Source organism: Kitasatospora sp. NPDC032150 (assembly GCF_055579945.1).
Genome location: NZ_JBVIMH010000004.1, coordinates 235,493 through 255,197 on the forward strand (window position 1 = coordinate 235,493; position 19,705 = coordinate 255,197).

Consider the following 19,705-nt stretch of genomic DNA (forward strand, 5'->3'; position numbering starts at 1 on the left):
AACAAAGGAGACTTACCCCCCCTCCCCCCCCCCCCCCCCCCCCCCCCCCCCCCCCCCCCCTCCCCCCCCCCCCCCCCCCCCGCGGCCGTCTGCTGCGCAGACGGTATCCGGGAAAGCCGTGCGAAACAGGGCAGAATCGGACCGGACCTGTCAGCAGTTGACGGGCGGTGAACAAAGGGGTCGGCATGACGGCGGCGAACGACGGAGCAGAGAGGCCGGGCAGAGCCGAGCTGGTGGCCCGGCTGCGAGCAGAGGCCACCGGGTACGCCCTGCTGCCGTTGCGGCTCTTCCTCGGGGCCACCTTCGTCTACGCGTCCATCGACAAGCTCTCCGACCCGCACTACCTGGCGGGCTCCGGCGACCCGGCCTCCTTCTACTCCCAGACCCAGGTGGTGAAGGCGTCCAGCCCGATCGGCTTCCTGCTCGGCCCCGCCCTGCACGCGCCGGCCTTCTTCTCGCTGCTCGTCGCCTTCGGTGAACTGGCGGTCGGGCTCGGCACGCTCTTCGGGCTCTGGGGCCGGCTGGCCGCGCTCGGCGGCGCGGCGATCAGCCTCGTCCTCTGCCTGACCGTCAGCTGGAACGTCACTCCGTACTACCTCGGCAGCGACCTCGCCTACCTGGCGGCCTGGACCCCGCTGCTGCTGGCCGGCACGCCGTACTTCTCGATCGACGGCTACCTGCAGCGGCGGGCCGAACGGGACCGGCAGCGCGGGCTGGTCGAGGGGCAGGTGAACCGGCGTTCGCTGATGGACGGCGGGATCGCCGCCGTCGCGCTCGGCGGGGCCGGGCTGCTCGCCGGGTCGCTGACGGCCACCTTCGGGCGACCGAAGAAGGCGGCCACCGCGCCCTCGACGGCGCCGTCCCGGTCCGCCGCCCCGTCCGGGGGGGCCACTGCGGGAGGCGGCCAGAAGGCCTCGGTGGCCGTCTCGGCCGTGCGGGTCGGGGGCTCTGCGCAGGTCGCGGACCCCGCCAGCGGTGACGCCGTCTACATCGTGCAGCCCAAGGCCGGGCAGTACTGCGGCCTCTCCGCGATCTGCACCCACTCCGGCTGCACGGTGAACGCCCCGAAGGGCGGGCAGCTGTACTGCCCCTGCCACGGCTCGCGCTTCGACGCGGCGACCGGCGCGGTGGTCAACGGGCCGGCGACCAAGCCACTGCCCAGGTACACCGTCACCAGGAACGGCGACCGGCTCGACCTCGGACCCCTGCAGAGCTGAGCCGTACGGGCGTCCCGGTCCGCACCGCCCGCCGGGCCGTCGCGAAGCCGATGGAACAGCTCGGCGCGCGGCCGCTTCCGGGCCGGCCCGTCAGCGGTTGCGGCGGGACATCGCGGTGACCGCACTGGCCAGGCCGGCCACGCCGAGGACGATGAAGGTCACCGGGATGACGATCCGTCCGTCGACCGAGCGGTCGCCGAGCGAGGCCACCAGGTAGAGCACCGCGATCACGGTGAAGAGTGCGCCCGCGATCAGCGAGAACGGGTCGAGTCGGTGCTTCCTCATGCCTGCTCCACCTGGATGTCGCCGATTCCGAGCTTCACGGTCAGATCCACCGTCCCCCTGGACTTCTGGCCGTTGGTCGGGTGGATCACGAAGTCGCGGTTGTTGCCGATCCCGGAGTCGGCCTCGCTGGTCGGGGTCTGGATGTTGCCGATGCCGTTGCGCACCGTCAGGTGCACCTCCACGTCGGACGGGACGGACACCTCCAGATCGCCCGCGCCCATCCGGACGGTGGTGCTGAGCGTCCCGCCCGCCGGGTCGACCCCGCTCAGGTCGAGCTGGGCGTTGCCGGCGCCGAGCGCGTAGCCGCTCCGCAGCTCGGACGCCGAGGCCGGCGTCCAGACGCGGTCGCCGAAGGACGACTCGAGGGTGGCCTTGGAGCCGGAGAGCCCGGTCAGCGCGACGGTGAGCGCCAGCGCCGGGACGAGCAGCCCGCGGGCCCGGCCGAACTTCGCCGCGACCAGCATCGACACCCCGAGGCCCAGCAGCGCCGCCGCCAGCACGGTGGAGACCCGCGCCCGGCTGCCGTCGGCGTACGGGATCGCCCAGGCCAGCGCACCCGCGCCGATCGCGAGCAGCAGCCCCAGCGGGCCGGCGAAGGAGCGGTGCCGCCGCGGCCTGGCCACCGCGGCCGCACTGCCCGCCGAACCGGCCGCCGGGCCGGACTTGCGCAGCGGATCGCCCTCCGGCAGATCGGTGCGCTGCCACCAGGCCTGCGCCGGCGCGCCGAGCGGCCGGGCCGCCCCCGGCGGGAGCGTGTGCGCCAGGTACGGGTTGCGCTCCGGGTGGCGCGGGTCCCACAGGTAGCCGGACGGGCCGTGCGGCGGGGTGTCCGCGGGCTTCGTGTCCGCGGCGCGCGCCTGGGCCGGCCGCTCCTGCGTCGGCCGGCCGGTCTCGTCCGCGGCCGTGCCCTGCGCCTCCGCGGCCGTGTCCTTCGCCTCCCCGGCCGGTCCGCTCTCCTTGGAGAGGTCGACCCGCGCCCGGCCGTCCCAGTCGGCCATGCGCTGGTCGAACTCCGCCTTGTGCGCGTCCCAGGTGGTCCGGTAGGTGTCCCAGGTCGCCCGGTAGGCGTCCCAGTCGCCCTTGTGCTGGTCCCATCCGGCCTTGACGTCCTGGGCGACCCGCTGTCCCCACCGGGACCAGTCGTGCGGCCCGTCCTGGTCCACCAGCCGGTCGTACGGGCCGCCGGGGCGGTCGGCGCCCTGGCCCCCGGCGCGCCGGCGGCGCGCCGGGTCGTGGCGGACCGCCAGGAAGACCAGGCCGGCCAGCAGCAGGAACGGGAACATCTGCCCGGAGTCGTCCATGGAGGAGAAGAACACCCCGGTGCCGATCACCGTCAGCAGCACCGCGCCGACCGACTGCCCGTCCACCCGTCCGGTCAGGACCCGCTGCAGCTCGGTCTGGCCCGCCTTGCCGTCGACCGGCTCCTTCGGGACGACCAGCCAGGCCAGCCCGTACAGGAAGAGCCCGAGCCCGCCGGAGAGGCAGAGCACCGCGATGACCACTCGGAAGACCACCGGGTCGATGTCCAGGTGCCGGCCGAGACCTCCGCACACGCCGGCCACCACGCGGTGGCTGTCGCTGCGGCTCAGCGGCGGCCGCTGATCCGGTCGGGGGGCGGCGGGGTCCTCCGCCGCTGTGGTCTGCTCGTCCGTCATGGGCACCATCCTCCCGTCCGAAGCGGCCCGACCCAACCGCCGGCGGCCCGGGACCGACCCTGATCTCCCCCTGAGAAGCAGCTCAGGGGCATACCCTGATGCGCTCGGACGCGCAAACGTGTGACCATCGGTGACGTGGCAGCACCCGGCACCGACCCCAAGCCCCTCGTTCCTGACAGCCCGTCGGCGACGGGGCCCGACTCGACCGCGCACGACCCGCGGCGCCCGCCCTTCCGCAAGCTGTACCGCAGCCCGAACGGGCGGATGCTCGGCGGCGTCGCCCACGGGCTCGCGGTGCACCTCGGAGTGCCGGTCACCTGGGTCAGGGCCGCGTTCATCCTGCTCTTCTTCACCGAGGGCATAGGCGGGCTGCTGTACGCGGCGTTCTGGTTCGTGGTGCCGATCGGCATCGGCGAGCCCGCGCGCGGCGGCACCCAGTGGGTCTACCAGGGCGGCACCTTCGTCCCCGCCGACGGCGCCCCGGGCGAACTGCGCAAGGGCGGGGAGGGCCGGCTCGGCCGGCTGCGCGAACTGCTCCAGCGCACCTTCCACGGTGAGCCCGCCGGAGACGACGGCGCACCGCCCGAGGCGACCACGCTCTCCCCGGGGAGCATCCGGGGCGGCCTCGGGCAGGTGTTCGCCCTGCTGCTGCTGGTGGTCGGCATCATGGCGCTGCTCAGCGCCCTGCACATCCAGACCGCCAAGCCGTACGTCTGGCCGCTGCTCACCATCGGCGTCGGCGTCGCGCTGGTCTGGCGGCAGGCCGACGACTCGCGCTGGCAGCGCTGGTTCGGCCTGGAGGGCACCAAGCGGCGTGCCGCGTACACCCGGGTCGGCACGGGTGTGCTGCTGGTGGTGGCCGGCATCGTCGGCTTCCTGGTTCTGCAGAACAGCAGCTCCACCCTGGCCGCGGTGATCGAGGCCTCGGTCGCCGTGCTGGCCGGTGTGCTGGTGCTGGTCGGCCCGTACGTGCTGCGGATGTGGCAGGACCTCGGCGCCGAGCGGACCGCGCGCATCCGGGCCCAGGAGCGCGCCGAGATCGCCGCCCACATCCATGACTCCGTGCTGCACGCCCTCACCCTCATCCAGCGCCGCGCGGAGGACCCCAAGGAGGTGCTGCGCCTCGCCCGGGCCCAGGAGCGCGAGCTGCGGCTGTGGCTCTACCGCCCGGAGGCCGCCGCCGAGGCCGCGCCCGACACCCTGGCCGAGCGGATCCGCGAGGTGGTCGCCGAGGTCGAGGACCGGCACGGTGTCGCGGTGGAGCTGGTCTGCGTCGGCGACTGCCCGATGGACGAGCGGATCGCGGCGCAGATGCAGGCCGCGAGGGAGGCGATGGTCAACGCGGCCAAGTACGGTGGCGGGGGACCGGTCCAGGTGTACGCAGAGGTGGAGGGGAGGACGGTGTCGGTGTTCGTCCGCGACCACGGCCCCGGCTTCGACCCGGACACCGTGCCCGAGGACCGGATGGGCGTACGGGAGTCGATCATCGGCCGGATGAAGCGCAACGGGGGCACCGCTCGGGTGCGGCCGGCGCCGGACGGCGGTACCGAGGTCGAGCTGGAGATGGAGAGGGTTCATGACTGACGCTGCACCGGAGCGGGTGGCGAGGGTCGTCCTGGTGGACGACCACCGGATGTTCCGCACGGGGGTCCGGGCGGAGATCGGCCGGACCGAGCTGACCGGCATCGACGTGGTCGGCGAGGCCGACGACGTGGAGTCGGCGGTCCAGGTCGTCGCCGAGCAGCGGCCGGACGTGGTGCTGCTGGACGTCCACCTGCCCGGCGGCGGCGGGGTGGAGGTGCTGCGGCGCTCGGCCCCGCTGATGGGGGAGTCGGGTGGAGTGCGCTTCCTGGCGCTGTCGGTCTCGGATGCCGCCGAGGACGTGATCGGCGTGATCCGCGGCGGCGCGCGCGGGTACGTCACCAAGACCATCACCGGCACCGACCTGGTGAACGCGGTCTTCCGGATCGCCGACGGCGACGCGGTGTTCTCGCCGCGCCTGGCCGGTTTCGTGCTGGACGCCTTCGCGGCCACCGACACCCCGCCGGTGGACGAGGACCTCGACCGGCTCACCCAGCGCGAGCGCGAGGTGCTGCGGCTGATCGCGCGCGGCTACGCGTACAAGGAGATCGCCAAGCAGCTGTTCATCTCGGTCAAGACGGTGGAGAGCCATGTCTCGGCGGTGCTGCGCAAGCTCCAGCTGAGCAACCGTCACGAGCTGACCCGTTGGGCCACCGCCCGCCGCCTGGTCTGACCACCGCGAGCAGCGGCGGAGCCCGGACGCGCACCCGCGCGTCCGGGCTCCGGCCGGTCCCGGCCCCGGTGCAGGCCCCGGTGATCAGGCCCCGGACCGGGCCGAGGGGGCGTTCAGGGACTTCAGCAGGCGGCGGCCCAGGTGCTGGCCGGGGAGCTCGACCAGGCGGTACGTCAGGTGGCTGAGCACCAGGACGGCCGCCAGGAAGACCAGCGCGGGGCCGAACCTGCCCGGGCCGTGGTGCGGGAAGGCGTCTTCGGGCAGCAGCCAGTGGACCGCCTGCAGGACCGGGAGGTGGACCACGTACACCGAGTAGCTGATCGCGCCGAGCCAGGTCAGCACCCGGGGGAAGCTACGGTTCCGCAGCAGCATGCCGAGGCCGAAGGTGGCCCAGGCGGCGGCGTAGGGGAGCGAGAAGCCCACCCAACTGGTGGTCCAGGTCCGGTAGATGGCGTCGCCGTGGTCGTACAGGTAGCCGACCAGGACGCCGCAGACCAGGACGGTGCCGCAGCACGCCAGACCCCACCGGCGGGACAGCTGGCCGCGTTCGATGCGATGGATCACCGTGCCGGCGAACATCGTCGCCAGGATCGTCATCGACTCGAAGAACGTCGACCTGGCGTTGAGGAACAGCAGTACCGCGCCGAGCGCGCCCAGTACCAGCGAGCCGATCCGGACCAGGGCGTCCCGCCCGGTGAGGACGCAGACCAGGCCCGCCACCATGACCACGGCGGTGGCGGCGACCGCGTTCCGGGTCGAGCCGTCGTCGGTCGTGATCATCGCGGGTGACACCGTGCCGCCCAGCAGCAGGGCGAGCGCGGCGAAGCCCGCGGCGATCGGGGCACTGAGCCGGTGCCGGTTCTGGACGAAGAGCGCGCCGACGAAGAAGTAGAAGACCATCTCGTAGCAGAGCGTCCACATCGCGCCCAGCGCGCTCGGCACGTTCAGCATCTCGTGCAGCAGCAGGCCGTTGGCGACGGCGAAGCGGACCGGGGCCTGGCGGGCGGCGTCGGGCACGGCGGAGTGGGCACGCGGCAGGACCAGCAGTGCGGCCGTGACGACCACGACGAGCAGCGGGTAGATCCGGAAGATCCGGCCGATCCAGAAGCCCCGGACATCGCCCCGCCGTTCCAGAGAAGCGGGAACAATGTATCCGCTGACCAGGAAGAACAACATGACGGCGTATATACCGAGATCGAACTCCCGGTTAATTGTTCCCCCGTACGGGATCAGGTGGATCAACCCGAAATGGTGGATGGCGACCAGCAGCGCCGCCACTCCTCTGAGTGCATCCAACCAGCCCATGCGCAGGGCGGGTTGGGCCGGAGGATGTCTGCCGGTGCCGTCAGCCGCGCTGGCATGCTGCTGTTCGATTACAGTCACGACTCGCAGGCTAGCTCATGCATACCGCGTAGGTGCACCATTGCCCGTACCCGCACCGCCGGGCACAATCCTGCACCGCCGGGGGGTGAAGGGCTGATTTCTCCCAGGGTCATAATGGGTGCGCGCGGCCGTGCGTACGGGCCGATTCGGAGTGTGCCGCGCACCGGCACGACCGCCGCCCGCCCGTATCGGCCCGAACGACGGAGCATGATGTCAGACACCTCGGTCGACGGTGGGACGCGCGCCCCGGCGGCGGTGCCCGCGCCACGTGTGCGGCGCCCGGCCGCGCCGAGCCCCGGCCGCCGTGGACCGCTGAACCGGCTGCTCGCTTCGGCGCGTTGCGCGGCACCCGCCCTGCTCGGCTATGCGGCGGTGCGTGCGGTGGGGCTGGTGCTGCTGGCGCTGTGGGACCTCAAGCACGGCACCCACAGCCTGCACCGGCTGAGCACGATGTGGGACGCGTACTGGTACCAGGACATCGCGGTGCACGGCTACGCGGGCTCCAAGCCGGTGCCGGGGCCGAACGGCCCGTACCAGGCGTACGCGTTCTTCCCGGTCTACCCGGCGCTGATCAAGCTGGTCTGGTCGCTGCTGCCGCTGCCGGTCAACTACGCGGCGCTGCTGGTGGCCTGGGTCGGGGCACTGGCCGCGGCCTGGGGGATCTTCGCGGTGGCGGCCCGGTTGTACGGGCGGCGGACGGGCGTGATCGCCGCGGCCCTGTGGGGGGTGACCCCGTACGCCGTGGTGGAGAGCATGGCGTACTCCGAGCTGGTGTTCACCGCCTTCGCCGCCTGGGCCATGTACGCGGCGGTGACGCACCGCTGGATCTGGGCCGGGACGCTGAGCACCCTGGCCGGGCTGTCCAGGCCGACCGGTGTGGCGGTGGCGGTGGCGGTCGGCCTAGGGGCGCTCGGCGCCCTGGTGGTGCGCTGGTGGCGCCGCCGTGACCGGAAGACCAAGGCCCCCGAATGGTGGCGGCCGGTGCTCGGGGCCGCGATCGCACCGCTCGGCTTCGCGGGCTACATCGGCTGGGTCGGTCTGCAGAAGGGCAGCTGGGACGGGTACTTCAAGGTCCAGGAGGCCTGGGAGTCCCAGTTCGACTTCGGCCGCTCCACCTACAAGGTGCTGCGGGCCATGCTGATGAACGCCGAGCCGGTCTGGCTGACGGACGCGATGGTGGCCGGGACGCTGGCGGCGTCGGTGCTGCTCTTCGCGGTCTGCGTGTTGCAGCGCCAGCCGCTGACCCTGCTGGCGTTCAGCGGGATGATGCTGCTGCTGGCGCTCGGTGACGCGGCGTACTTCAACTCCCGCGCCCGCTTTCTGATCCCGGCCTTCGCCCTGCTGCTGCCGCTGGCCGCGGGGCTGGCCAGGCTGCGGACGAAGGGGGCGGCTGCGGCCGTGCTCGCCTTCGCCGCGCTCTGCTCCGCCTCGTACGGCGGTTATGTCGTTTTCGTGTACACCAACTCGCCCTGATGCATGGGCGATTGCCGGTTCTTGAGGTCACGTTGAAGGGGAGTCTGTGATGACCGCGAGCGCTACGGCCGCCGTACCGATAGCCAGGCGGGCGTCCGACCGGACGTCGGACGCCCGCACTGCGTCCGTCGGCCGCCTCCGGTGGCTCTGGCCGGCCCTGCTGATGCTGGCGATCGGCGGCTACGGCAGCTGGCGCCCGGTGCTGTGGCGCGACGAACTGGTCAGCTGGAACGCCGCCCATCGGACCGTCGACGAGCTGTTCGACCTGCTCAGACACGTCGACGCGGTCACCGGCCTCTACTACCTGATGATGCACTACTGGATGGCCCTGTTCGGCGACTCGCTGGCCGTGCTGCGGCTGCCCACGGTGCTGGCGATGTCCGGCGCGGCGGCGTTCGTCACGCTGACCGGCGAGCGGCTGTTCGGGCGACGGGCCGGGCTGGCGGCCGGGTGCCTGTTCGCGTTGGTGCCGTCCGTCTCCCGGTACGCCCAGGAGATGCGCGGCTACGCCTTCGTGGTGCTCGCGGTGTCGGCGGCGACCTGGCTGCTGCTGCGCGCGCTGGAGCGGCCCCGGCCACTGCGCTGGGCGGCGTACGGCTGTGCGGTGACGGCCGCCGGGTTCTTCCACATGATCTCGCTGGTCTTCCTGGCCGCGCACGGGATCGTGGTGCTCGGCCGCTGGTGGCAGCAGCGGCGCCACCCCTTGCTGGTCGGCTTCGGGCTCTCGGCGGGGGTCGCGCTGCTGCCGGTGGTCCCGCTCGCGCTGCTCGGCCACCGGCAGGTGGGACGCCAGCTGAACTGGCTGACCGCGCCGACCCTCCAGTACGTCTTCGACACCTTCTGGCACATGCTGTTCGGCTCGGCCGCGGTGAGCCTGGTGGTGCTGGCGCTCGCGGTGCTGCCGCTGGCCTGGCCCGCCGGGCGGCGGTTCGCCGTCGAGATCGGGCTGATGGCGGTGCTGCCGATCGTGCTGGTCTGGCTGATGTCGCAGGGACCGACCGCGTACTTCCTGGACCGCTACCTGCTCTTCACGGTGCCCGCTTGGTGCGTCCTGGCCGGGGCCGGGCTGACCGCGCTGCGGCCGCGCTGGCTGCTGCCGCTGGGACTGGTGCTGGTGCTGCTCCTCGGGGCGTACGACCAGCGCGCCATCCGCCGGGAGTTCGCGCACGACGGCCTGGACACCGAGGCGGCCGCCGCCGTGATCGCCAAGGGCTACCGGCCCGGGGACGGCATCGTGGCGCTGCGCGGCAGCCAGGCCGCGTACCTCAACCTGGACAGCGCGATGAGCTACTACCTGCCGCACTCGGTGCAGTTGAAGGACGTGCTGGTGGAGCGCAGCGCGCAGGCCATCGGCGACATCTACCCGCAGCTGTGCGCGGATCCCGTCGCCTGCATCGGCGACACGCGCCGGGTGTGGGTGCTGACCCCCGGCTCTTCGGTGGACAAGCCGCTGGACCAGTACGACAAGCCGCAGGCCACGGCGCTGGACCGGCTGTTCCCGAAGCGGACCTCGACGCAGGTGCGAGGACTGGTCGTCACGCTCTTCGAGCGGTGAACCCCCGGGCCGGTGGCTTCCCGGGCGCAGGGCTTGCCGAGCTGGGTCCGGGCGAAGGGGGTCGCGGCGGCGGCCCGCCCGGGGGCAGGCAGCGGCACGCCGCCGGGCCCCGGGCCGTCGCCGCCCACCGCGTCCCGCTCGGGGGCGGCCGCCGGGCCCGCCGGGCCGAGGGTCACGGCGGTGAGCGGAGTTCTGCGGAAGTGTCCGTTCCGCGGGTGAACGCCGAACGGAACGGGGGTGGCAACCGTCGCGAACCGACCGGGCGGTGGAGCCGTGGGATCGCCCCCGGGGTTGTCGGCGCCGGGCCATAGACTCGAAGGGCCATGACTAGCCTCTTTGACGACCTCCCGCTCCCCGGTTTCGAGGCTCCTGCCGCCGGGTCGAAGCCGACCGCCGCCGACGAGCCGCCGTACGGCACGGACGAGCCTTACGCGCCCTACGAGCCGTACGACGGGGCTCCGTACGAGGAGGCCCCCTACGAGGAGGACCTTCCGGACGGGCTGTTCCAGACGGACTACGCCGCCGCCACCGAGCGCGACGCCTGGCACCGGAACGGCGCCGCCCGCACCGTGGTCGACCCGGCGCAGCTGCTGGAGGGCATGAACGACCCGCAGCGCGAGGCCGTGCTGCACGCCGGGTCCCCGCTGCTGATCGTGGCCGGTGCGGGGTCGGGCAAGACCCGGGTGCTGACCCACCGGATCGCGCACCTGCTGGCCGCGCGCGGGGTGCAGCCGGGCGAGATCCTGGCGATCACCTTCACCAACAAGGCGGCCGGCGAGATGCGCGAGCGCGTCGAGGCCCTGGTCGGCCCGCGCGCCCGGGCGATGTGGGTCTCCACCTTCCACAGCGCCTGTGTACGGATCCTGCGCCGTGAGTCCAAGCTGCTCGGCTTCACCTCCAGCTTCTCCATCTACGACTCGGCGGACTCGCAGCGGCTGATGTCGCTGGTCTGCCGCGACCTGGACCTGGACCCGAAGCAGTTCCCGCCGAAGTCCTTCACCGCGAAGATCAGCAACCTCAAGAACGAGCTGATCGACGAGGAGGCCTACGCCGGGCAGGCCGCCAACCCGATGGAGCGGAAGCTGGCCGAGGCCTACACCCTCTACCAGCGGCGCCTGCGCGAGGCCAACGCGCTGGACTTCGACGACATCATCATGACCACGGTGAACCTGCTCCAGGCGTTCCCCGACGTGGCCGAGCACTACCGGCGCCGGTTCCGGCACATCCTGGTCGACGAGTACCAGGACACCAACCACGCCCAGTACATGCTGGTGCGCGAGCTCAGCGGCGGCTCGGTGGCGGCCGCCCCCAAGCGCACCGTGGACGGCGACTGGGTCAACGAGGCCGCCGGACGCCTGGCTGAGGTGCCGCCCGCCGAGCTCTGCGTGGTCGGTGACGCGGACCAGTCGATCTACGCCTTCCGCGGCGCGACGATCCGCAACATCCTCCAGTTCGAGGAGGACTACCCCAACGCCACCACCATCCTGCTGGAGCAGAACTACCGCTCCACCCAGACCATCCTCACCGCCGCCAACGCCGTCATCGAGCGCAACACCAACCGCCGCAAGAAGAACCTGTGGACGGCCGGCGAGAACGGCGAGAAGGTGGTCGGCTACGTCGCCGACGACGAGCACGGCGAGGCCCAGTTCATCGCCGACGAGATCGACCGGCTCACCGACGCCGGGGACGCCAGGCCGGGCGACGTGGCGATCTTCTACCGGACCAACGCGCAGTCCCGTGTCTTCGAAGAGGTGTTCATCCGGGTCGGCCTGCCGTACAAGGTGGTCGGCGGCGTGCGCTTCTACGAGCGCAAGGAGGTCCGGGACGTCCTGGCCTACCTGCGGGTGCTGGCCAACCCCGAGGACACCGTGCCGCTGCGCCGGATCCTCAACGTGCCCAAGCGCGGCATCGGCGAGCGCGCCGAGGCCATGATCGACGCGCTTGCCGCACGTGAGCGGATCAGCTTCGCCCAGGCGCTGCTGCGGGTGGACGAGGCGTACGGGATGGCCGCGCGCTCGGCCAATGCGGTGAAGAAGTTCAACGCGCTGATGGCCGGGCTGCGCCAGGTCGTCGGGTCGGGCGCCGGCCCGGCCGCCGTGCTGGAGGCGGTCCTGGAGGAGACGGGCTACCTGGCCGAACTCCAGTCCTCCACCGACCCGCAGGACGAAACCCGGGTGGAGAACCTCCAGGAGCTCGCCTCGGTCGCACTGGAGTACGAGCAGGACCCGGGCGAGCGGCCCGACGCCGAGGAGGAGGGCACGCCGCCGGTCGGCTCGCTCGCCGACTTCCTGGAGCGGGTGGCATTGGTCGCCGACTCCGATCAGATCCCGGACGAGGACGAGGACGGCACGGGCGTCATCACGATGATGACCCTGCACACCGCCAAGGGCCTGGAGTTCCCGGTGGTCTTCCTGACCGGCATGGAGGACGGGATCTTCCCGCACATGCGTGCGCTCAACCAGGTCAAGGAGCTGGAGGAGGAGCGCCGCCTGGCGTACGTCGGACTGACCCGCGCCCGCCAGCGCCTCTACCTCACGCGGTCGGTGCTGCGCAGCGCCTGGGGTCAGCCCTCGTACAACCCGGCCTCCCGCTTCCTGGAGGAGATCCCGGAGACGCTGGTGGAGTGGAAGCGTACGGGTGCGGCGTCGGCGCCGGCCTCGCGCGGCTTCTCGTCCTCCTCCGCGCGCTCGTCCTCCTCCTCGCGGTCCTCGTACGGTTCCTCGTCGTACGGTTCCTCGTCGTACGGTTCCTCCTCCTCTTCGTCGTCGTCCTCGGCCCCGCGTACGGCGGCCGGGCCGAAGGCGGGCTGGGGGCAGTCGGCCCGGCGGGTGGTCGAGCGCGACGTGGTCGCGCTGGCGGTCGGCGACCGGGTCACCCACGACAGCTTCGGCCTGGGCACCGTGGTGGCCACCCAGGGCGTGGGCGACAAGGCGCAGGCGACGATCGACTTCGGTGCCTCCGGTCGGAAGCAACTGCTGCTCCGGTACGCGCCGGTGGAGAAGCTCTGACTGCCGCCCGGGGAGCAGCGGTGATCCGCTGGCCGGTGGTCGGCCGTCGGCCGTCGGCTTGGTGTGGTGGGGTGTGCGGCCGGGCGGCGTGAGTGGTCGGGCGGAGCGCGCGGTTCACGAGGCGCGCCGCTCGGCCCTCGGCTCCGCCGCGTCCGCCCGCCTCCGCTCTGCCGCCTCCAGCGCACGCCGTACCGCCTCGACCGTGCGGGGGTGCGAAGGTAGGCCGATGTGCCCGGCGCCTGCGACGAGTTGGTTGTCGGCGGTCAGGTCCGGGTGGTGCAGCCAGGCGTGCGGGCCGGGCAGGATCAGCTCGTCGAACTCGCCCCGGACGGCGGTGAAGTGGGTGCGGCACCCGGGCGCGGGCAGCCGCAACTCGGCCATCAGGGTGCTGTTCGGGCGCAGTTGGCGGGTGATCGGGAACGGGGTCGGGAGGAGCGCGGCGGTGGTTCCCCCGTGCGGGGTGGCCAGGGTGACCAGGGTGTCCACCAGCTCGTCCCCGCCCAGGCGTTGGACGTAGTAGCGGGCGATCACCCCGCCCAGGCTGTGCCCGATCAGCGCGACCGGAGCGCCGCCGTGCGCCTGCCTGGCCCACTCCACGTGCCGGGCCAGGAGGACGGCAGCAGCCCGTACGTCCCTGGTCAGCGGGCTGTGGTTGAGGGCGTGCAGATGCGTCCAGCCGTGACCGCCCAGCGTGCGGCGGAGCGGGGCGAAGACCGCGCGGTTGTCGATGAAGCCGTGCAGCAGCAGGACCGGACCGTGGTGCGCGGGAGCCGCCGCGTACCGGGCCGGGCACGGGCGCTGCTGCCGCTCGGGCGGGACGCCGGTCGGATAGCGCAGCAGGTGGCCGGCGAGGGCGGCGGCCTCCGCGCCCGCGCCACGGACGGTGACGGCGGTCCGTTGGAACGGAATGCTCATTCGGCCCTCCCCAGCAGGGCGGCGCGGGTTTCCCCGGGCCGGTCGGCGCCGGGGTAGGCGGTGCTCACGTGCTGCTCGCCCGCAGGGGCGCTGCCCGCACACTCGGTGCTCGCGCGGGCAGCGTTCGTACGGGCAGCATCGGTACGGGCAGCACCGGTACGGGCGTTGACCACCCGGGCACCGCTCACCCGGGCGTCGCTCGGGGCAGGGTTCGTCCGGGCGTTGCTCGTGCGAGTGGTGCCCGCACGGGCGGGTGCGACAGCGCTTGCCCAGGAGTCTGCGGTGCCGGGACGGGCGTGGGCAGTGCACATACGGGCGCGCGCAGTGCACGTGGCGGCGCAGGTGGCGCCGACCCGGGACCGGCGGGGCACGGCAGTGGGTACGCACCGCGCGGAAGTGGGTACGTACGGGGGTGACTGGTGGGTGGTGCTGTGATTTTCCCCTCCTCTTGACGGCCGAAACGGCCAACCGGTCCCGGTGGCGCTAACCTCCCCTCAGTTCTGTTATCGGTGGTTAACCGCGCGCGTGCCCGACCCGGTCGGCCGCTGTGGTGGACAACGTGGTCCAGGAGGCAGTGATGGGTGTGTCAGGGCCGATCCGAGTGGTGGTCGCCAAGCCGGGGCTGGACGGCCATGACCGCGGGGCCAAGGTCATCGCTCGAGCGCTGCGCGACGCCGGCATGGAGGTCATCTACACCGGCCTGCACCAGACACCGGAGCAGGTCGTGGACACCGCGATCCAGGAGGACGCGGACGGTATTGGACTGTCGATCCTCTCGGGCGCGCACATGACCCTGTGCGCCCGGGTCATCGAACTGCTCAAGGAGCGGGACGCCGCCGACATCAAGGTCTTCTGTGGCGGGATCATCCCGGACGAGGACATCGCCGAGCTCAAGCGGATCGGTGTCGCGGACATCTTCACCCCGGGCACCCCGACCCGGGACGTGGTCGCCTGGGTCGAGGCCAACCTCCGCGCCGCCGGCTGAGACCGCCCCCTCCGCATTGCGGGCTGAGGTCGATCTCCGCGCCGCCGGCTGAGGCGGGCCCCGGCAGTCGGCCGCGTTCGCAACAGGGCCCCGACGCCTCGGGGTGCCGACGCGCGCTCCCGAGGCGGTCGTACGGGTGAGTCGGGGCCGCCGGCCCACCGGGCGGGGCGGCGATCAGGCGTTCAGTTCGGTCAGCATCGCCTCCCGGAAACGCAGTGTCGCGGCCAGCCGGTTGAAGGTGTCGGCCCAGGCTGTGTCCGGTGCGGCGCCGGACGCCAGCGCCTCGACGGCCGGGGCGGTTTCGGGAGCCAGAGCGCGCTCCGTCATACCGAGTACCCCGCTGTGGCTCCAGGGGTAGGACCCGGTGCGAGCCGAGCGCTCAAGTGCCGCCACCACGGCGGTACTCAGCGGCGGTGTCCACGGGGTGGCGCAGGCGCCCAGCAGCTGGAACGCCTCGCCGAGTCCGTGGCTCTCGATGAACGCGGCCGTCCAGGCGGCCCGTTCGGCCGGTGGCAGAACGGCGAGCAGCTTGGCAGGTGCGCCCACCGCACCGCCGGCCTGGCCCGGGCGGGGACTCGGGCCGAGCAGGGCCCGGGCCCACTCGACGTGCTGTTGGCGGACGGCGGCCCGCGCCCAGCCCTCCCGCAGGTCGTCGGCCCAACTCCCCACCTGCACCGAGTCGTCGCCGCCCTGGCCGGTGAGGTCGACATCGGCGTCGACGACGGGAAGGCGGAGCAGCTGCTCGGGGGTGAGACCGGTGTCGCTGGTCCACAGGTCGAGCGGTGCCGCAGCGATGATCTCGCCGAACCACCAGGCCCGCTGGCCGCGCCCGGTCGGCGACTTGGGCGGTATGCCGTCCCGCTGCATCGCCGCGTCGCACTCGACGGGAGGGCTGACCACCAGTCGGATGCCACCCGCCTCGCCCGCCGGGCGGACCGGGCGCACGGCGGCGCGGGCGCGCTCCGCCATCCGGGCGGCGAGGGCCGACCTCGGCAGGGTGGAGAGCAGTTCGGCGGCCGTGCTCCGGACGTTCTTGCTGCGATCCGAGAGCGCGGCCTCCAGGAACGGCTCGTCGAGCGGGGAGAGGCCCTCCTGCAGGGCGTCCAGGAAGAGCAGGCGATCCTCGGCGCGCTCGGTGGACCAGGTGCCGCGCAGCAGGTCGAGGGCGGCGGCCGGAGCGCTGCGGCGGAGCCTGGTGAGGTGGGTGACCCGCTCGGCGAACAGGCCCTCCTCCCAGATCCGGTCATCCGGATCGGCCGGGGCGGTGCCGCCCCCGCCCCCCAAAGCACCGCCTGTGGCACTGGCGGAGCGGCCCGGCTCGACCGCGGTGCGGGTGACGAACCGCCAGTCCGGGTTCCGCTCGGCCAGCCAGCGGCCCAGCGGGCCGGCCAGCGCGACCGCGTCGGGCCGCAGCTCGCTGCGGGCCCGGGCCGCGTCCAGCAGCGCGGGGACCAGAGCGGCGGGCGCTCGGAAGTCTTGCTCCCGGGCGGTGGCGAGCCACTGCGGCAGCAGCTCGCCGAGGTTGGCCACCATGCCCGCGCTGCTCCGCCCGCCGACCAGGACAGCGAGCCGCCTGGCCGCCGCCTCGGGCAGCTCGCGGCGCGGGTCGGGGGCGGCTGGCTCGGGCAGCCCGTCGGCCTCGGCGGCCACCGCCCCGGCCCGGCGGCGGACCGTCTCCAGCGCGGCCAGCTCCAGCAGCGCGGTGGCGGCGTCGGCACGCTCCACGGCCCGGGCCGCCGCGCTCAGCGCCGGCGAGCCGGTCAGGGTGGGCAGCGGGCGGCGGTCGGTGCCCAGCATGGCGGTGGTCTGGAGTTCTTCCCAGCTGTCGCCGGTGGTGAGAGCGGTCACTGGTTGGCTCCTCTGCTCGGGCGGGCGGGGCGGCCTGCGGTGGTGCGTACGGCGGCCGGTGGGCCCGGGTGCGCCGCGGTGCGTGCGGGGGCCGGCCCCGGCAGGCCCCGGCGAACGGAGGGGCTCGGGCCACCGGCCGTGCGGGGCGGGCGAGTCGGGGTGTGCGGTTCGGCCGCCCGCCGCCTGCTGCCGACGCGGTGGGAGGACGGTGGGCGCCGGCCGGCTCCGGCGTGCTCCGCCACGGCCGGCCGGTCGTGCGGCGGGCCGGGACGGAGGGTCATTGGGCCACCCCCGTCGGGCGGTGGTCGTGGCCCCAGGCGGTGACCGGGGCGAAGCCCGTGTGGCCGTACTCCCCGAAGAGGGTCACCGGGTGGCCGGCCGAGACGGCGGCCAGCCTCCAGAGCGCGGACTCCGGGGCGCTGCCGCGGCGGACCGGGATGTTGTGCAGACCGTCCGTCAGCTGCCAGCCCTCGGCGGCCAGGACGGGCACGACCCCGCTCAGCGTGGTCGGCCAGGACTCCAGCCACGGATCGTCCGCGACCGCCGCGCCGTACTCGGTGACCGCCTCGGCCACCGAGAGGCCGCCGGGCGCCTCGGCCGGCCCTGCCCCGGGGGCACCGTACCGGGTGCCGAGGACGGCCCGCAGGGGGCGGGCGCCCGGGTGGAAGGCCAGCTCGGCCTCCAGCAGGCGGCCGGTGGGGAGGGCAAGGTCGGGAGCCTGGCCGGGGCGGCCGAAGGAGAGCAGCAGGGCCGGGCGGCCGGTCTTGGCGCCGCGCAGCCAGATCCGGCGGGTGGTCAGCCGCTCGTCCGAGGTGTCACGGGCGCCGAGCACCAGCCAGCGGTCCCGCACCGTCGGCCCGGCGAGCAGCTCGGCGGTGTCGGTGGTGTGGCCGACCCGGGCCCGCACCGTGGCGGCCAGCGGGTCGGGCAGCCGGTCGGCCCGGCCGTACGCCCCGGCCAGCAGGTGCAGCAGCGCGTACTCGGCGAGCAGGCCGTCCTGCGGGGTGCCGTCCAACTCCCTGACCCGGGCGGCCAGCCCGGGGGCCTGGGCGTCGATCATCCGGGCCGCGACCTCGCCCCAGCCGCCGGCGGCCGTGGAGTGGTCGGCGAGCCCGTGCCGGATCCGGTCGGCCAGCCGCAGCCGCAGCTCCTGGGCGCCCGCCGCGACCCTGGCGGCCCGCCGGTCGGCCCGGCGCCTGGCCGCCGCCGGGTCGGACGCCTCGGCCTCCGCCCTGGCCGCCAGCCGCTGCGCGGCCTGCTCACTGCGCTGCTGACGTCCTTCCAGCCATTCGGTGGCCCAACCCGGCGGCTCGGCGCCCTCGGCGACCGCCTCCGGGCTGCCGCTCCAGAGCAGTAGCAGGCCCAGGGCGTGCTTGCACGGGAACTTCCGGCTGGGGCAGGTGCACTTGTACGCGGGGGTGGCCAGTTCGACCACCGTCCGGTACGGCGTGCTGCCGCTGCCCTTGCACTGCCCCCACAGAGCGCCCTGGCCCCAGCCGACCTGCGACCAGGGTGCGGGCGCGGACAGCTTCCCGGCCGCCTTGCACGATGCCTGGTCGGGTGCGAGGGACAGGACGTGTTCGGTGCTCCAGCGTTCCTCCATGCCGACGACGCTAGGTCGGGCCACTGACAGCCGGACTGGGGGAACTGACGTCCGGTCACCGGTCGGGCGCCGCTTGTCAGTGGGCGGGTGCATGGTTGCTGCGAGTCGAAGGGGGCACCCATCCCCCAGCCTTCGGCCGGGGGCACCCATCCCCCAGCCTTCGGCCGGGGGGACCCATCCCCCAGCCTTCGGCCGGGGGGACCCATCCCCCAGCCTTCGGCCGGGGGGACCCCCAGCTCCGAAGGCTGGGGGAGTACGTACGACCCACCCGTTTTCGCACGTCAGAAGACATCTGTGCCGATGCTCCCCACCGATCCATTACCGCCCGGGCTCCCCCTCACAGGGGCTCGGCGGCCGACTCCGAGGAGCTTTTGATGACCATCCTTTCGAGTGAATCCACCGCTCGGTCCGAGGCCCCGGCCGAGGTCCTGCGCGCGCATGCCGAGGACGCCTTCGCCGCCGAGCTGGCCGCCCTCGCTGCCCACGACGACCGGCTGCGCCCCGAGCGCTGGCGGCTCTCGCCCTGGGCCGTCGCCACCTACCTGCTGGGTGGTGAGCTGCCCGACGGCACCGTGATCACCCCCAAGTACATCGGCCCGCGCCGGGTCGTCGAGGTCGCCGTCACCACGCTGGCCACCGACCGCGCGTTGCTGCTGCTCGGCGTCCCGGGCACCGCGAAGACCTGGGTCTCCGAGCACCTCGCCGCCGCGATCAGCGGCGACTCCACCCTGCTCGTCCAGGGCACCGCGGGCACGCCCGAGGAGGCCGTCCGCTACGGGTGGAACTACGCCCAGCTGCTCGCACAGGGCCCCAGCCGGGAGGCCCTGGTGCCCTCCCCGGTGATGCGGGCGATGGCCGACGGCAAGATCGCCCGGGTCGAGGAGCTGACCCGCATCCCGGCCGACGTCCAGGACAGCCTGATCACCATCCTGTCCGAGAAGACACTGCCTATACCCGAGCTCGGCACCGAGGTCCAGGCCGTCCGCGGCTTCAACCTGATCGCCACCGCCAACGACCGGGACCGTGGTGTCAACGACCTCTCCAGCGCGCTCCGCCGCCGGTTCAACACCGTGGTGCTGCCGCTGCCCGCCACGCTGGAGGAGGAGGTCGACATCGTCACCCGCCGGGTCAACCAGCTCGGCCGCTCGCTCGACCTGCCCGACCTGCCCGGCGGCGCCGAGGAGATCCGACGGGTCGTCACCGTCTTCCGCGAGCTGCGTGACGGCATCACCGCCGATGGCCGTACCAAGGTCAAGACGCCCAGCGGCACCCTCTCCACGGCCGAGGCGATCTCGGTGGTCACCAACGGCCTCGCCCTGGCGGCCCACTTCGGCGACGGCGTGCTGCGCGCCGCCGACGTCACCACCGGCATCGCCGGCGCCGTCGTCCGCGACCCGGTGGCAGACCAGGCGGTCTGGCGCGAGTACGTCGAGGGCGTGATCCGCGAGCGGGACGGCTGGAAGGACTTCTACCGCGCCGCCCGCGAGCACTCCCGCTGATCCACCGGACCAACCGAGAGGGGAG

14 protein-coding genes are annotated in these 19,705 nt (G+C 73.4%); 8 read left to right on the plus strand and 6 right to left on the minus strand.

Annotation, left to right across the window (positions count from 1 at the left end):
- Positions 1–185: 185 nt before the first annotated feature.
- Positions 186–1,217, plus strand: coding sequence for a Rieske 2Fe-2S domain-containing protein (locus ACZ5ON_RS07355; RefSeq protein WP_465586664.1), 1,032 nt, complete (start codon positions 186–188; stop codon positions 1,215–1,217).
- Between the two features lie 90 nt (positions 1,218–1,307).
- Here ACZ5ON_RS07355 and ACZ5ON_RS07360 read toward each other — a convergent pair whose 3' ends face one another.
- Positions 1,308–1,502: a hypothetical protein gene (locus ACZ5ON_RS07360; protein ID WP_465586666.1), complete on the minus strand. Its 195-nt coding sequence runs from the start codon at positions 1,500–1,502 to the stop codon at positions 1,308–1,310.
- Positions 1,499–3,157, minus strand: a complete 1,659-nt coding sequence (locus ACZ5ON_RS07365) for a PspC domain-containing protein (protein WP_465586669.1) — start codon at positions 3,155–3,157, stop codon at positions 1,499–1,501. The genes ACZ5ON_RS07360 and ACZ5ON_RS07365 overlap by 4 nt, the downstream gene beginning before the upstream one ends.
- A gap of 264 nt (positions 3,158–3,421) precedes the next feature.
- Here ACZ5ON_RS07365 and ACZ5ON_RS07370 point away from each other — a divergent pair, with 264 nt between their 5' ends.
- Entirely contained in the window at positions 3,422–4,741 is a 1,320-nt protein-coding gene (locus tag ACZ5ON_RS07370; protein ID WP_465587150.1) for an ATP-binding protein, read from the plus strand.
- Positions 4,734–5,411: a LuxR C-terminal-related transcriptional regulator gene (locus ACZ5ON_RS07375; RefSeq protein ID WP_465586675.1), complete on the plus strand. Its 678-nt coding sequence runs from the start codon at positions 4,734–4,736 to the stop codon at positions 5,409–5,411. The genes ACZ5ON_RS07370 and ACZ5ON_RS07375 overlap by 8 nt, the downstream gene beginning before the upstream one ends.
- Positions 5,412–5,495: 84 nt before the next feature.
- On the opposite strand, the gene ACZ5ON_RS07380 is transcribed toward ACZ5ON_RS07375, so the two are convergent.
- A complete protein-coding gene (locus tag ACZ5ON_RS07380; RefSeq protein WP_465586678.1) occupies positions 5,496–6,794 on the minus strand; it encodes an acyltransferase family protein in 1,299 nt (432 codons plus the stop codon).
- A 210-nt stretch (positions 6,795–7,004) separates the two neighbouring features.
- Here ACZ5ON_RS07380 and ACZ5ON_RS07385 point away from each other — a divergent pair, with 210 nt between their 5' ends.
- The 3 genes from ACZ5ON_RS07385 to pcrA all read left to right on the plus strand — a co-directional run bounded on the left by ACZ5ON_RS07385 (position 7,005) and on the right by pcrA (position 12,830).
- Positions 7,005–8,267 (plus strand): glycosyltransferase family 39 protein, encoded by a 1,263-nt coding sequence (locus tag ACZ5ON_RS07385; RefSeq protein WP_465586681.1) that lies wholly within the window; start codon positions 7,005–7,007, stop codon positions 8,265–8,267.
- Between the two features lie 49 nt (positions 8,268–8,316).
- Positions 8,317–9,822, plus strand: a complete 1,506-nt coding sequence (locus tag ACZ5ON_RS07390) for a glycosyltransferase family 39 protein (RefSeq protein ID WP_465586685.1) — start codon at positions 8,317–8,319, stop codon at positions 9,820–9,822.
- Between the two features lie 323 nt (positions 9,823–10,145).
- The gene (gene pcrA, locus ACZ5ON_RS07395; RefSeq protein WP_465586690.1) at positions 10,146–12,830 is read left to right on the plus strand and encodes a DNA helicase PcrA; all 2,685 of its coding nucleotides are present in this window, start codon (positions 10,146–10,148) and stop codon (positions 12,828–12,830) included.
- 114 nt (positions 12,831–12,944) lie between these two features.
- Here the strand turns inward: pcrA and ACZ5ON_RS07400 are convergent, their stop codons facing one another.
- Positions 12,945–13,745 (minus strand): esterase/lipase family protein, encoded by an 801-nt coding sequence (locus ACZ5ON_RS07400; RefSeq protein WP_465586693.1) that lies wholly within the window; start codon positions 13,743–13,745, stop codon positions 12,945–12,947.
- A 577-nt stretch (positions 13,746–14,322) separates the two neighbouring features.
- Between ACZ5ON_RS07400 and ACZ5ON_RS07405 the strand changes: the two genes are divergently transcribed.
- A complete protein-coding gene (locus ACZ5ON_RS07405; RefSeq protein WP_145790664.1) occupies positions 14,323–14,730 on the plus strand; it encodes a cobalamin B12-binding domain-containing protein in 408 nt (135 codons plus the stop codon).
- Between the two features lie 174 nt (positions 14,731–14,904).
- Here the strand turns inward: ACZ5ON_RS07405 and ACZ5ON_RS07410 are convergent, their stop codons facing one another.
- A complete protein-coding gene (locus tag ACZ5ON_RS07410; protein WP_465587153.1) occupies positions 14,905–16,527 on the minus strand; it encodes a DUF5691 domain-containing protein in 1,623 nt (540 codons plus the stop codon).
- Between the two features lie 328 nt (positions 16,528–16,855).
- A complete protein-coding gene (locus ACZ5ON_RS07415; protein WP_465586698.1) occupies positions 16,856–18,181 on the minus strand; it encodes an SWIM zinc finger family protein in 1,326 nt (441 codons plus the stop codon).
- A gap of 374 nt (positions 18,182–18,555) precedes the next feature.
- Here ACZ5ON_RS07415 and ACZ5ON_RS07420 point away from each other — a divergent pair, with 374 nt between their 5' ends.
- The gene (locus ACZ5ON_RS07420) at positions 18,556–19,680 is read left to right on the plus strand and encodes an ATP-binding protein (RefSeq protein ID WP_465586701.1); all 1,125 of its coding nucleotides are present in this window, start codon (positions 18,556–18,558) and stop codon (positions 19,678–19,680) included.
- Positions 19,681–19,705: the final 25 nt, after the last annotated feature.